We start from the raw sequence: 15,518 nt of genomic DNA, 5'->3' as shown, positions 1-15,518 counted from the left end.
GACACTGCAAAGGGCAGGCATCCTTCGGTGGCTTGTGGGGTCCTGCTGAGACCGTAGGGGTAAGGCCCCAAAAGGAATGCGTTCGTGTTGCTACCGCACTTCGACCTCTTGTTCCTCCGACAGCGGGGACTGTCCGTTCGCCGTCATGACACGGACGGCATACCGGTAGCGCCCACGCCCGACCAATTCGGCATCCACGAAGCGCTGCGCCGGAGGATCGATGGTGCGGTACATCTGCAGCGGGTTGTCGTCAACGGCGCGGTAGAGGACGTACCAGTGGCGCTCGGTGGAACGTGGGGTGTAGCTCCATTCCACGACAACAACCCCTCGGGCGCTATCATACGCCGCGCGGACACTTTCCACGGGCGGCCGCTCCACGGTGCCGTAGGGGCGCGCCGGGACCGGCAGTGCCCGTTCCGAACGGAGGCCAGTGCGGTCCACCGCCTCCAGGGTGTAGTCGTACGTCACCCGTTCAACGACGGCAGTGTCGGTAAACTGCTGTGCGGTAGCAGGGAGCTCGGCGCGGACGGTCCAGCCCGTGTCGCCTCGGGCACGGCGGTAGAGGACGTGCTTGGCAACGTCCGTGCTGGTGGAAGGGTTCCACGTCAGGACGACGCGGTCTGCGAAGACACGCACATCCGTAAAGACGGGTGCTACCGGCGGGACAACGTCTGGCCGCTTCAGCGCAATGATGGGCGATGGATCGGAGTGGAAGTACCGGTTGTCCACCGCCACAACGCGGTAGTACACGTACTCCGTCAGCGTGTTGATGGCAACCGTGTCGTAGAAGACGGTGTCGGTCCAGACGAGGTTTGTGCGCTGCGTGAATTCGTGCGTGGTGTCGTTGGCCCAGAGGACGCGGTACCCCAGGAGGTCACGCTCTGTGCCCAAGTTCCACTCCAGCCGGACGACACCGTTGGTGTCAATCGTGCCGCGGACGCCCGTAGGGGGCGCTGGCGGGATAGTGTCGTAGATGTCCACGTAGATGGGCAGGTAGTCGCTGAAGTTATTAGCCGTGTCAATGGCAATGACGGTGTAGTGGGGGAAGTCGGGGTCTGCAAGGGTATCCAGGAAGCTTCGCTGCGTGCGCGGTAGGGGCTGGTCGTGGAGCAGGCGCCAGTTTTGATCTGGCTTGTCGCTCTTGAGCACGAAGAAGCCCTTGAGGTCGGGCGTCTCCTTGATCTCCCACTCCAGGCGCACCATCGTCATGCCGTAGAGGATGGGCTTTTTCAGCACAGGCAGTGGGGGTGGCGTGCGGTCGCGCAGACTGGCGCGGACCACGGCAGGCTCGCCCTCTTCGCCGAAGGGGTTGATGCCCCGGACTTCGTAGGTGTACTCCACGCCCCAGCGGGCCGTTGTGTCGCTGAACCAAGGCTCGATGCGTTGGGACCAGCCGCGGGGAGTGGCCGGTACGATCGGCATAGTATTGAGCTTCGTGCGGCGGCCACCTGGTTCGCTGCGGTACACGTTGAAGCCCGTGTAGCCCCCCTCAGGGAAGTTCTTCCAGCGGAGCGTGATCTCGCGGTCCTGCCCTTCGGCGGTAAGCTCCAGCACAGGCGGCCAGGGTCGGTACGGGGTAATGTGGACCACCACGTAGGCAGTGTCCAGCAGGAACACGGAGTCCAACCGCGCCGGGAAGACGCGGTACGCCCACACCTGCCCCTGGCGGACGGCACGGTCCACCCACCTGAGCCCTAAACCATTGGCCGTGTGCGCATCGCAGTCAGCGGCGAAGAGGGCAAATCCGAAGCGGTTCTCCAGCTCGCTGGCCGCGTCAATGAAGTTCTGCATCGTGTTTGGGTTCGGGATGGAGAGCGCCCCGTAGAGGCACTGCACCGCAATGGCAGCGAACTGTTGCTCGGGCCGGCTGCGGCGTCTCCACTCCTCCAGCGTCCAGGGCTTCAAGGGCTCCGGGGTGAGCCGTTCGTACCGGAGCGGACCGCTCTCAGTGGTGTCCACAAGCGCCCGCTCCACGATGTACCCAATACGGTTGTACGCACGCCACGCCGGGGCGTTGGAGGGTGCCCAGCGCAGCACGACCGAATCCCCATATGACTGTGCCAGAAGATGCAGCTTCGGCGCTATAAGCTCGCGGTACTCCTGGAGGGCCGCTGTGTCTGGTGGCGCCATCTCTGCTGGCCTTCTGGTCGTCGTCCTCTCTTGGGCAATGCTCGAAGCTGCTAAGGTCAGGAGCCACACAAGCCAGAGCAGTACGCCCTTCATGGCCGTTCCCTCCCTCAGTACGGAATACGGAGTGGGTAGCTGGCGACACGGTCAGGATCTACGCATTCTGAGTACGTGAAGTGCATGAGGTAGTCGGCAGCGCGGATTGGGAAGACGAACTGCTGTGCGGCAATACTCCGCAGACGGCTGCATTGCTCTCTGTTGAGGAGGGGACCGACCCCTAAGCTGTTTCGGCTACAGACGCCCTCAAGCGACAGCAGTCTGGAAGCCTCGCGTGTGAGGCGCCCCAGGTCAAAGAGCACGTAAGTCGGCTGTGCATAGAAGAAGCTTGTCGTTGCAGCCGCTGGGGGCCGGATGTCAATTCCTCCGATACCACCATCGTCAAGCCGAATGCGCAGCATTCTTGCCATGTCCCGGAGAGCAAGCAGGCGAGTGTACGTCGGATCGCCAGTCGCTGCTCCAATCTCTACCGTGCTAAGCGGCCGGTGGCTGGTCTGAGGGATGGAGACCATCCAGTAGCCTCGCAATACCGCACGAGTCCAGTCCCAATTGGCTTGGGCAACGGTGGAGCTGCTGGGCGGGAGTCCCGATACCCATCTCAGTTCGTCGTACACGCTCGGATTGACGAAGAGTCGGTGCCAGAGCCCACTCCGGTCAGTGCCGGAGACGTGAATGAGCGGTGGGATGAGGTACTCCCGCTCCGTCCTGCCGTCCGGCGCCGCGGTGATAGTCTGTTTCTGCACGTCATAGGGGTCAAAGCCCTCAGGGGAGGAGACGTGGCAGACCAGACCAACGATGGGGACGAAGGCTGCAATTACTCGGACCGAGTCAACTCGCTGGACTGTCAGGTGGCGGAGCTTCTCCTGCAGGCGGTTGTACTGGCTCGTTCGGAAGAAGTAGGCGTAGAGGAGCTTCTCGTTGCTGGCGACGGCGCGCCCAACGTCAAAGCCCGAGGGACGGTAGACCCGCCGAATGACCAGAGTAGCTCCGAGGCGGTCCATCATCCGCTGCTGGACGATGCCCGTGTACTGGGATCCGGCTGGTCCCCCAACGCCCGTACCGCGGAGGTACCGCTCGTCTATGCGCGGTGTCCCACCTTCGGGGCCACTCGCTGCAGCCCGACGTATGACGGAATCGCGTCGGATGACTTGGACGGCATAGATAGCGCTGTTCTCCAACCGTGGGATGGAGAACAGGATCCGCCCGCCAGAGGAGCCCGAGGGGCTCGTCTCCCCAAGCGCCAGGGGGCGTGGAATCCGAGTGTAGGTCAGCGGCACCTCCGTGCGCTCGCCCGTGCGAAGGTTGACGAGGCGTACGCGGTAGAGTCGGATGGTGTCTCCTGCTCGTACCTCGCTCCCTCTACTGGGGAAGAGCCAGTCCGGGTTCGTCAGCAGAGTAATGGAGCCCTCGCGGCACTCATCCTGCAGGAAGAAGCGCTGCTGCGGGCGCGGATAGCCCATATAGACCCACTGGGGCATGATCGTATCTGGCCGCGGCTGGGTGGTGAATGTTGCAGTAACCCGTTGTTCAATCCGCTGCCCTGCGCGGTCGCCCCTTCTGTACCGTACGTCGCTCCACGCTGTAGAGCTTGCCAGCTCGCGTGCAGCCCGCTCGCTTGCCTGCTCAACCGTCTCGCCTTCCCGGCGTGCAAAGCCGCTGCCCGTGTACTCCTGTCCGTAGGCGGAGACCTCAACTCGGTAGCGGGTCAACCCCAGCAGCGGTTCGTTCGGAACGAGCGCAACCGCTGGGGCTTCCGGCGTTGAACGGTCTACTTGAGTTGTAGGCACAGTGACGCTGAAGTTCCCTCGGGTGTCCTGCCGAAGCAGCCGGAAGGTCCCGACACGGATCCGGTACACCTTCGTGGCTCGGCTGCCGTCGTCGCGCATCTCCTCCAGCGCGAACGGACGGTCCGGTTTCAGGTTGAAGAACGCCGTCGGTTCGGCGAAGACAGAGACATCCTCCGAGCCGTCGCTCGGGGCAACATCGCTGATCATCTCCAGGCTTGCCAGCGGCGATTCCGTCAGAGGGACACAGCGCTCGCCGAGCGTGAACCGGAAGTTACAGTACCCACTGACGGCCCCACCGAGGATGCTGTAGTGGCCACCAACGGCGCCCGCAATCCAGGTTGGGTTCGGCAGCCCTGCCTGCAGCACGCTGCCTACCCTCATCCCAAGAATCTCAAACTTGCCCGACACGAACCAGAGGTCAACGAAGAGGCCAATGGAGGCATCCAGCCGAGAATACATCTGCCCAGTGGCGTACCACCCGTTAGCACCCATCGGACGGCCGTCGGCGCATCGGGCTGTGATGCCATAGTCCAGCAATGCCATGTCAAACCCTACGAGGAATCGCATGGAGGCGTAGAAGATGAGGAAGCGGAGTTCTCCAGGGTTGAAGTCTGCCATTGCGCCGAAGGCGAAGCCGTTCCCGCGTCCCAACGCCTCAGGACGCACCGGGGCCGGGACTGGCCCAGTAAGCTCAAGGACCTCAGGGGGAATTGGTGGGATGGACGGCAGGTTCATTCCCGCCATGAAGTACGCCTGCAAGGTAATGATGCGAAGTACCTCTACCCGAATCCGCTCTCCCTCAGGATCGCCAATCTTGATGTGCCACGTCTCGGGGGAGAAGAACAGGACCATTCTGCCTGATGCTGTTGCTGCTTCAAGGTTCACCGACAGGCCGAACTGACCAAAGAAAGTGCGCTCAGGGAAGTTATACGAGATTTCGGCAGTGGCCCTCACAGGGGCTTGACCCCGCTCCATCAGGCCTGCCAGCATCCAGCCATCACCCCGCAAGCTGATTTCGCGGATCCCCCCACCAGCGAAGCTCACCTCCAGCCGCACGTCGCAGTTGAAGGCCTTGGGCTCTGGATGGGTCCCGATTGTAACCAGCGCATAGAACCCAAAGGTCTCACCACGATCCGAATAAGAGGGCACATACCGAGCGCCTGAGTTCGTCGAGCCTGGTGAGGCACTGCTGGCGGTCGTTCTTGTTTCGCTACCGCCGGTAGGATTGATGGCTGAAGGATCGCTTGCCCGCACCATGTTGTACCATGCGCCTCCACCGAATCCGTAGATAGCGACGCCGCTGAACACCGGTATCCCGCTGGCAATGAGGGCACGGGCATCAACGTACCAATACCGATATGCCTGCGGTGCGCTGATAGAGCCGAACTGTACCGTTGCCTCCACTCGGACCATGCGGACGAAGTTTGCCTGCACCGCTCCGCGAAAGCCGTTCCCGTACGTGCGATCGTTGTTGTAAAACCGGACCGAGCCTTCGATCTCAACTGCCCCCATGTCGGCGCGGATGCCGATGGAGTCCAGGTCTATCCCGCTGAACACGAACGATGGCGGGCTGTCGCGGCCGGTACTGAGAGCACCCCAGATGGAGATCGTCGTTCCACCACTGATGCCAGCTCCACCGGGCTGGAGGTTGACATCTATGCCAATGCGGACTCCAATTCCTGGGCCTTCACGGCGGTCACCGCTGACGAGATCAAATCCCCGAATACTGATGGGGAAGCCGCCGGCGCTCCTACTGCCTGAGCCGCTTCCGCCGCTCGGAGGCGGCTCGGGTTCAGGAGAACCTAAGATGTTGTGCGGCGGAGAAGCAAACGACCAGTGTCGTACGGTGATGTATGGACGCTGGTGCGTCTGAATCTGCATCTCTTGGAAGCTAATCCCACCCATGTTGAGAGGAATGTCACGGGTTCCACCGAAGGAGATGCGCCCGGTGAAGTTCGCCCGGGCTGCGAATCCACCACGGGTGCCTGCGCCCGCTTCAATACGGACCCAGGAGGTGTTCTCCAACTCCAGCGTCCCTGCCCACATGGGGATGTTGAGGCGTCCACGTGGGCGCACGGTGAACTCAAAGCGAATACCGCCAGTGGTGTCACGCAGGATTGCGGAGTACGCCAGTGCCGAGTCGCTCACCGGCACCCGGATGCTCCCGCTCATCCAGCCGCTCTCCAGAGAGGAGTTCAGCACACGTAGGCCAATCGTATCAATGCTCCCGCCCCAGCCGCCGAGGTTGCCTTCGGGGTAGCGGAGGATGTTGAGCGCTACGATGTCAAAGTTGACGCCACTCTGGTCGATGATGACGTTCTGGATGCCGACGCTCGGCGGCTCTGGGCCCCTCCAGCCGCGAATCCCCTCGGGGAAGCGCATGCTGAGGCGGTTCAGGTAGAAGCCGCGCCATCGCGTGGTGGTCTCCCCCCTGTATCCCGGTGGGAAGCTGATGTCCGGTGGGTTATCCCGATCGGAGCAGTCAACGGCGACGTTGTCGCACGTAAACACGAAGCCGGGCGCACCGGAGGGGCTGAAGGGCGTGATAGTGCCGGTGGCGAGGAAGTCACCAGTATTCCGCACATGGGCGCGCAGGCGTAGAGTAACCTTGTCCCGCCCGTTGTCGGGTGAGGGGAGCATCCAGGAGCGGGGGAACTCCACATCTACGGCGACACGCAGGAACTCAAAGCCAGCACAGGAGAAGCGGACATAGGTACCGGAGTCTGCTGGTGCGCCCCCACCACCATCCCTCTGCTGTGCTTTGACTTTGACGACGAATTCGCCATCGGTCGTGTAGACGCGGTCCTCGGCGAGGTACAACTCCACCGAGCGGCCGATGCCGTTCGGCGAGAAGCAGATGTTCCGGGCACCTACCCCGAAGGTGTGCTCGCGGTCAAGGAGATTCAGCCGGATGACCTGCACGGCGTTGAGGTAAGCGCCGTCGGGTCGGAAGACCATGCCGATGAGCCCAATTGTATACTGGAAGCCGTCAATCGTGCGGTCAAAGCCCAGCGGGAGCTTCACCTCTCGGTCCACGAACAAGCTCACGAGCCGTCGTCGGGAGGTGATGTACTCATGGATGCGGGCTAACTGGGCTGAGTCCAGCCCGAGGCCGCCGGTCAAACGATTCGCGAGCTCTTCAGGGATGGGGGAGTCCTCCTCCTGCACTGCCTCGAGCTCACCTTCGTAGACTTGGCGGTCAGTGTTGACGGCGATATTTTCAAAGCGGGCCCGCACGCGGAGGTCAAACCACGGCAGCCGCACCAGCGCCTGGCCCGAAAGGCGGGAAGGGGAACCGGAGACCTGCTCCAGAACTGCCTCAAAGTGCCCAATACGGATGATGTCTCCGGGGTTGAGGCTGCCGCTGAACGGTGTGGTGTTGCTCGGGGGGGTTGCCACGCAGGGGTCGTCGCATTCGCTGGAACGGACGGTGAAGACGGCCTCACACCGCTTCTCCCGCAGAGTGCAGGGGGTGCCGTCGGCGCGGATCCGTTCGCCCTGGAACTGCAACTCGCACTCCCAGAGGTAAGTCCGCCCAATCGTGGGCGTGAAGGTGTGTCGTGCGGCAGGGGTGTTAATCAACTCCAGCGCGATGCGTTGTATTGAACCGTTGTTGCTGAGTTCGCGGAGCTGGAGGGAGCCATCGCGGCGGTTCTGCGTGATATCCAGCAGCGGCGACCGGGAGCGGACTGTGGCGGGGTCTTCATCGGGACGGGTCATTTCCCAGATGCGGAACCGGCAGACAGTCACCTCCGAGAGGCGTATCGGGGGTTCGGCGGTGACCTCGAAAGGTATCTGCGCTCCGCCGCGCGGTACGGAGATGGTCGCTCGGTGCGCTGGGTTGCTCGGGCGCAGGCGGAAGCACTCTTCAGCCGTCACCCCGGAGCCGACCTGGAAGCGCCAGATAGGTCCCCTGCGGTACGGGGTGAGCGTATCGGAGGGATCGTAGTACTCGACGCGCCAGTAGTAGACACCGTCGCTGAGGTTCAGGTCGCGCCACTCCGCGCGCTTGGTGCCGAATATCTCCCGGACCCGCTCATCGAAGCTAATGTAGTTGCCACTGGCGGGGAATCTCAGCGTGCGACTTGCAACAGGGGTGCGGAAGGTGGAGTCGCGCGATACGACGACCCGGACGACCTCTGCAGCTTCAGCGAACGCCATACCAGCACGTCCTCCGCCTCGCAGGGTTAAGAGCTCGGCGATGAACTCGCGCGTCAAGCCGGCAGGCTCCGGGATGTGCCACGAGAGAGACAAGCCACGGCGCTCCGTTACGGTGGCGCCGTTCGGTGGGTTGGGGTTCGTCGGCATGCGCAAGCCAAGATTGAAGGTGTGGACGCCGGTTGTGACAGAGTGCTCTCGTTCATCGCGCCCTTCGCGGCGGGTGAGGCGAGCGTTGACGCCCCAGCGGTAGGTGGTCCCGCGGCGGAGATCACGGTTCCACGCAACGAAGTTGCCTCCCTCGTCCCACTGGTTGACGATGATGAGGCGCGCGCGCTCCTGGGCGTTGGGCTGCCCTGTCAGGCCTTGGCCGTCAATTGGGCCACGCGGCCAGCGGAGGACGCGCTCATTGTCGTATACAGGCCCCCCTTCGCGGATGTCCATGACGATGAGGTGGTACTGCATCTGCACGACGTCTTCACAGTATGGCCCCCACTGCACCACCATGAGCGGTGGGACCCAAGGGATGGTATCGGCGTTGAGGGGATAGTAGGCCCCGAGCGTCATCGGACCGGTGCAAGAAGCTGTGGAGCCCGCATTCGGGCACTCCACAGCGAACGAGCCGATGTCGCTTCTGCCGCGTGTACCGCCGCGCGTGGGAATCGGAGTGCCGTTCTCGTCCTGTGCCTCTACCTGCCAAGCAATCCCGACGAGGCGTGGGGCGCGCCGCTGCGCCAAGTCCAGGAGCACCGAATTGTTGGGCGCGATTCGGTAGTTCGTCTCCAACGTGACATCGTCAACGACGGTCTCGGTCGGCGTGGCCGCGTCCAGGGCTTGCCTTGGGGTCTGTCCCTCGAACATCCCAACGGCGCGGACTCGGTACCGGACCGGGGTCGGCGGTGGGGGCGAGAGGGGCTGCCACCGGAGGATAATGGGCTGGTCACACCGCTGGGCAGGATCGCTGCTCAAGGGGTAGATGAGGACCGGCGGCTCAGGCCAGGTTACCCGTGTGGTGGCACAGAATTGGCCGACGTCCGTATAGCGGATGTTCCGGTTGTCGGCATCGTAGACAGTCACACAGAACTGGTAGTCGCCCTCAGGGATAGCTCCGGCGGTGGCGACGGCTGTGCGGATTCCTGGGTCAATCTCCAGAGAGGCTTCGCAGATAAGCTGTGGACCGAAGATGGTCGTCATCCCTCGTGCCGGGATTGTGAAGACTGGCATGCAGGGATGCCAGATGTTGGTCTTTGCACTCTGGTTCGTCGTGCGATTGATGAGCTCAATCCCGAGGACGATTCGGCGTTCAGACGTGCCCTGGTTGAAGACCTGGAGGGTTACGACTCTCGGATCAGTGCGCCAGGTCTCCAGCGACAACGGCGCGGGATTCCGCACGTTGACGACGACCTCAAATGGCTGCCCCCAGAGGGTGGCGGCACAGAAGAGAGCCGATGCGAGGCGTCGGAGGTTCATAGCTGCCCTGCTACTGGTGTTGGACATCTCCGACTTCAGAAGTTGACAGAGTACTGCAAGCTTCCGAACAGCTCAGTGTAGCGGTTGCCGTGCCGAGCTGTCAGGTCATAGGTGTTGCTCGTCAGATAGAGCGTAAAGCTACCCCACTCTTCCAAAGAGTAGGTCAAGCCACTGCGGAGGGATAGCTGGAAAGCCGTGAGGGCTGCGCTCGTCATCCCAAAGCTCAGGGATGCACGGAGGGCGAGGCGCTCAGCAAAGGGGTAGGTCAGCGACTCGCTGAGGGTCGCGAAGGTGATGTCTTGGAAGTAGGTATCCGTGCGGCTGACGTTGAGGGAGGTGTTCAGGTTGAGCTTGGAGCGAAATTGAAGCGAGTGCGAGAGGGAGGCGCTGAGCGCGGAGCTCGTGCCGTAGCGACCGCTGAGGATGTTGCGGTCACTCGCGTGCTGGTATGTCACGGCGGCAGAGAGGAACTGATCGGCTCCCCACGCCCGGAAGCGCCAAGACGGGGTCAGAGTCAGGGTGCGGGTACGGTTGTCCGCCCGCAGCGTGTCGTTGGCGTGGTCGGAACTCATCGTATACTGTGCTGCCTGCACGTCCAGAGAGAGAGCGTCCGTAAGCTGCCAGGAGATGCCACCGGTTGTGGTCCAGCGTTCGGTAGTGGCGATGCGGGTCTGGCGTAGGTTGTTGGTCCTTCGGCTCACCGTCGCCCGTACGAGGAGCCTTCCGTTGAACAGGCGCACGTATGGGGAGGCGCCCAAGTCCAAGACATCGTTGAACAGTTGAGTGAAGCCGAGCGTCACGAAGCCAGGGCCAATCCACTGTCCATCGAGCGTGATACCCCAGAGCGGACTGGGAGTGACGGCCAGGTTGACACGGGCAGCCCCATCAATGTGGGAGGTGGTATTGATGGGGAGAAGGCGTTGTGTGAAGGATGGGAGATTGAGGATACCTGCGCTATCGGGCTCAGCCCCTGTGTTGTTCGTGAAGAGACTAAAGGCGAGCTCGCCGCGGAAGCGCACTGTGCCCTCCAGAATTCCGACTCCGCCCGCAATCGAGAAGACGGCGTTCGCCTGCGGTGGCGGGGTGAGGCTATCGCGGCGGATAGAGCCTGCCTCATCCCGTGAGGCCATCGCTTGGAGTGTCAAAAAGCTCCCTCCGGGGGCTTCATAGCCCAGCTTGCCGATGATGGTGCGGCGCCGGTACTCCCCGTAGAAGCGGTAAGCGATGTCTGGGTTCCGCGCCTGCCGCGTGTAGCCGTAGTGGAAGGCGAGACGGAGGTTGCCGGGGGTCAGCTCTACACCGCCTCCAAGGATGCGCTGGTCGCCGAAAGTATAGTCGGAGATGCGGGTGGAGTACCACCCACCGAACAGTTGCAGCCAGTTTCCGATGCGTGGGGTGACACCGAACTGGTTGAAGGGCTGCAGGTAGCCAATCCGACCACTGTTCAGGTATACCTCAAAGGGCAGGTCAACCTGGTCGAACAGGTGAACAGTGAACCGAGCGATTGCACGGTAGCTCTGTGACGGCAACCGTGTGCTGCTGCCAAAGGTTCGGTACATGTCAGCAGAGGCGCCAAGTGAGCCGCTGGCGCGAATCCACTGAGCTGTGGAAGGAATGCTGAGGAGGCCCAAGAAAGCGAGAAAAATCCACCACATGGAACAGCTTCCTGCGAGGATGGGACACAACCACGGTGATAGAACTCTGTGCTGCTTTGCAGGGTTCCGATGAGATATGGGAGGGGACTCGCTGTCTCGGTGAGGGAGGTCCACCGCCCCTGTAGTCGTTTGGTGGGTCTCAACCCTCTGGGTGAGCAATATGTACGCAATGCCCATACTATACGGTCTTAGCGAGCAAGAGCCCTGATCACCTTACACCTGCCCCGTTAGGGCCATTCCCTCGGCATCGCTGGGAGCTTCCTGCACTTCTGGAAGGGGCATGTATCACCAGCACGGCCCTGAACCGGTGTTAGCGTGTTGCCTTCAGCTCTCTCAAAAGCGAAGAAGTTCACCCGTGTGTTATGAAAACACACGCAAACTTACAGTATAGCCAGAAAATCGAGGCTCCTCTGGGGCGACAGAGCCTACAGTGCTGTCTTAGCTTGATGGGTGCTCTATGATCTCGTGGGCATTCGGGGGTTGGAGCTGTTAGTGAGATGTGCCATGGGGTTGTGTTGGATGCTCTGTGGACATTGCTTCTGTGCTGGCAGCGTCCGGGGCCTCTCCAATCTCTCCCCTTGCTACAGGAAGATAGGGGCTGTCCACCGGCGGAGGAATTCTTTTCGCACATCGAGCGATTATTGAAAATATCCTATCGCGACGACTGTCCCCGTATCACCGATGGAATTGTTGCAGGGAAGCAAAGCGTCGTTCATAAGTTTGTACAAAAAGTTTGTGCAGAGTTGCTGTCTCACTCGTAGACCAAGTGTTGCCATGACGCGTGCTTTTGTTTATACAGCAGTCGCTGCTGTGCTTCTGCTATCGGGTACAGCTACCGCACAGCAGTTGTGGTGGCTTTTTGAGCAGACGAGGGTTATTACCAATAGCACCGCTTGGGATGTCAATGATGCAGGGGTTGCGGTTGGTATGATAGCTTATCCAAACCCAGCGAACTTAGCAACAGAGATCCGTCGTGCAGTCCGGTGGTCGGCTGCAACAGGGCTCCAGATACTTGATTCAATTGCGCAGTCTCCCTCCGACGAAGCCCGTGCTATTAGCGCTGATGGACAGGTGATAGCTGGCATCATCGCAACGCCGAATGGCGAGCGCGGTGCCCTGTGGACTGAGAGCGAACCGGAAGTGCTCCACGCAATCAGACCAAACGGATACCAAGCGGGTGCAGTGGCTCTCTCTGCCCGGGGAGACATTCCTGTAGGCTACTCAAACGCGGACAATACCGGCGTTTTCCATGCGGTTCGCTGGGTTGGGAGCGATGCTGCCCGGATACTGCCAGCGACCGAGTTTGCAGGGAGCATTGCTCATGGCGTTTCCGGAGATGGGACAACGATTGTTGGGAATGCAACAACGCTCGACAACACCCGGAGCATCGCCTTTCGTTGGTATGCGGGTACATATGACACCCTCGGTACGCTTGGAGGATCACTCAGCGAAGCGCGTGCTGCCTCTGCTGATGGAAGTGTCATTGTCGGCTGGTCTGCAAACGTTGCCAATGTTGAGCGTCCGTTTCGCTGGACAGCAAGCAGTGGAATGCGCGACATCCAGACAATTGGTGCATACGGGCGAGCATACGATGTGAGTGCTGATGGGAAAACTGTTGTGGGACAGATCACGTTCGACAATAACCAGACCAGCGCATTTGTGTGGACCGAACAGGACGGCATGAAACTTATCGAGCTGCTCTACCCCAGTGTTGTTGCTGATGGTTCTCGTCTCATGCAGGCATATGCGGTTTCGCCGAATGGCCGATACATTGTTGGTCGGGGATATAATGCATCCCTCAATCGTATGCTTGGGTGGATTCTCAGTACGAGCGCTGTCAGTTCTGCAGATGTTCAGCTTCCTGCCTCGAGCGAAACGCTTGTCGTCAACGGTTCTCACATTCTCTTTACTCTGCCAGAGCCGGGCGCTATTAGCCTGTTGCTCTTCGACGTGCAGGGCAGACATGCTGGTGTGGTATTGGAAGGGTACCATGATGCCGGTAGCTATGCTGTACCAATACCGAGTGATCTTTGTGCAGGTGTGTATGTCGCCGTTTTGCGGACGACGTCTGCAACACTTGCACGACCGGTGATTATCGGACGGTAATACACCCGTTCTGGTGCTGGAGACGTTGGTGTTGGGTGAATGGAAGCGTGTACTGTCTTGTTTTCTTTGTACTGCTGAACTACGGTGGAGAGAAAAATGAAACGCTCGATTGCTGTATCCCACTTTACGTTAAGCTTCCTTCTTTGAACTGCGCCGGGGTGCCAACATCAACGACAATGCCGAAGCCACTTGGTCCATTTAGGTAATGAGAAGTCAACGTTCAAGATTCCTATTGCCTCGGTACCTTATTTTGTATGCGCTTGCTCTGTGCATATTGGAAGGAAGTGTTGTAGTCTTTGCCCAATTGCCCGATACCTGCCGCTTACGGCTGGGCACGAACCTCAGTGGGCTGTTTGACTGGGCCACAGAGATTCCCTTCGTGGACATGATGAAGGTGTGCCGCCAGTGGTACACGAAAGCGCTGAATGACCCAGACTATGAATTTGATACTCAGCAAGCGCGGTATCTGCAATACGACACCAATGGCTATCCCACGCATCTCCCCCAGCGAACTCCCCATCATCCCTTGCCGCAGTATGTTTGCACAATTTGGTCGGTTACCGATAGCTGGGAGCCGGGTACCTACACGCTGCTATGGGAAGGACGTGGGGAATTCCAGATGACCGGCCCGATCGAGAATTGGCGCCAGGTCAATGATTCCACGATTACGTTCGACTTCCCTGCTCCGCGCGGGGCACAGCTTGAGCTGTGTATCCTGCGGTCGGATTCCCTTAATCCCGTGCGGAATGTGCGGCTCATTATGCCAGGACATGTGGCAACGTATCGCCAGCAGCCGTTCAATCCTCGCTGGTTGCAGTGGGTGAGAAAGTTCAAAGCTGTGCGCTTTATGGACTGGGGACATACCAACAATTGGGGACAACCCCATCCGGACAGCATCAACCCCCAGAAGACGTTCGAGTGGGAAGAACGCTCCAAACCGGGCTACTACACGTTCACTCACTCAAAGGGCGTGCCCTACGAGTACATGGTCAAGCTGATGAACGACTACGACCTGGATGGTTGGGTCTGCGTTCCACACAATGCCAGCCCAGGCTACATCCGTGCGATGGCTCGATTCTTCCGGGATAATCTTGAGCCACAGCGCCATCTGGTGGTGGAGTTCAGCAATGAAATTTGGAACGCCATCTTCGGGCAATCCCATTGGCTGTGGGAGCGATACCACTGCGAACAGGGAGGAAACTATTGGCCCGAATGCCTTGTGCCGGCAATCCAGCAGGCGCTGGATATCTGGACGGAAGAGTATGCCGGGCAGCTCCACCGCATCACACGAGCTGTTGGGATGTTCACCTCATGGCTGGATGTAAGCCGGCGGATTGCTGTCAACCTTCGTCCCGGCAGCTTCGATGCTGTTGCGCCGACGTACTACTTCGGCATTAGCGAGGAGAGCGATGCGCTGCTGGATTCCTTGGGTAGTAACGCGACGGTCGCGCTCCTTGCCGAACGTGTGCGCCGCGACCGCGCTGAGCGGGAATGGGTCTGGATCAAGGAGATTGTGGACTCCATTGCCGTGCCGCTGGGCAAGAAGGTGTACTTCTACGAAGGTGGGCAACACATCACGCCCATTCCATTTGGTGTGCCGTCTTCCTACGACCAGGTGCTACTGGACATCCAACGCGACACAGCGATGTACAACCTGTACGTAGAGAACTACGAGTACCTAAAACGCATTCACCGGGGAGTTCATCCCTGGTTGCTGATGAACTTCACGCTTGTGTTTGGGCGCAGTGCCCAGTATGGCTCGTGGGGCTTGCTGGAAGACCTCCATCAGGACACAGCACAAGTACCAGCTCCCAAGCTCTCTGCGACGCTGCGCTATATCACCAACTGCGCCGATTCGCCACAGTCGGTAGAAGCAATCCGATCCGGCCTTGACTGTCTAGCATTTGACTATGACGGGGAGAGCGTTACCATCGTCACCGACCAACCAAGCAGTCTTGCCGATCCAGGAGTGAGCGTGCGCCTCTACAATCTCCTGGGACAGGCTATAAGCTACCGGGCCTCCTTGACTGAGCTCCGCCCAGGGGTGTATCGTCTGGGACTAGGGAATTTGCCCTCGGGAGCATACTTCCTATGCCTGAGGATTCAGGGGCGCATGTGTTGTTCGGTGGTGGTCTCTCAGTAGCGAGTCCACGATTGA

Annotated in this window: 5 protein-coding genes; 2 read left to right on the top strand and 3 right to left on the bottom strand. The window is 60.4% G+C overall.

What is annotated here, in order from left to right; all coding sequences use genetic code 11:
- Positions 1 to 90: 90 nt before the first annotated feature.
- The 3 genes from NZ960_05255 to NZ960_05245 are packed head-to-tail and all read right to left on the bottom strand — an operon-like array spanning position 91 to position 11,254.
- Entirely contained in the window at positions 91 to 2,223 is a 2,133-nt protein-coding gene (locus tag NZ960_05255; protein MCS7177011.1) for a hypothetical protein, read from the bottom strand.
- Between the two features lie 14 nt (positions 2,224 to 2,237).
- On the bottom strand, positions 2,238 to 9,599 hold the full coding sequence (locus NZ960_05250) for a hypothetical protein (GenBank protein ID MCS7177010.1): 7,362 nt from the start codon (positions 9,597 to 9,599) through the stop codon (positions 2,238 to 2,240).
- Positions 9,600 to 9,634: 35 nt separating this feature from the next.
- The gene (locus NZ960_05245) at positions 9,635 to 11,254 is read right to left on the bottom strand and encodes a hypothetical protein (GenBank protein MCS7177009.1); all 1,620 of its coding nucleotides are present in this window, start codon (positions 11,252 to 11,254) and stop codon (positions 9,635 to 9,637) included.
- 774 nt (positions 11,255 to 12,028) lie between these two features.
- Here NZ960_05245 and NZ960_05240 point away from each other — a divergent pair.
- Positions 12,029 to 13,360: a hypothetical protein gene (locus NZ960_05240; protein MCS7177008.1), complete on the top strand. Its 1,332-nt coding sequence runs from the start codon at positions 12,029 to 12,031 to the stop codon at positions 13,358 to 13,360.
- A 274-nt stretch (positions 13,361 to 13,634) separates the two neighbouring features.
- Positions 13,635 to 15,503: a hypothetical protein gene (locus NZ960_05235; protein ID MCS7177007.1), complete on the top strand. Its 1,869-nt coding sequence runs from the start codon at positions 13,635 to 13,637 to the stop codon at positions 15,501 to 15,503.
- The last annotated feature ends 15 nt before the right edge of the window (positions 15,504 to 15,518 follow it).

The organism is Candidatus Kapaibacterium sp., assembly GCA_025059875.1.
GTDB lineage: Bacteria > Bacteroidota > Ignavibacteria > Kapaibacteriales > HRBIN21 > HRBIN21.
Note: the sequence above shows the minus strand (reverse complement) of the source record. Positions and strands in the feature narration are given on the sequence as shown.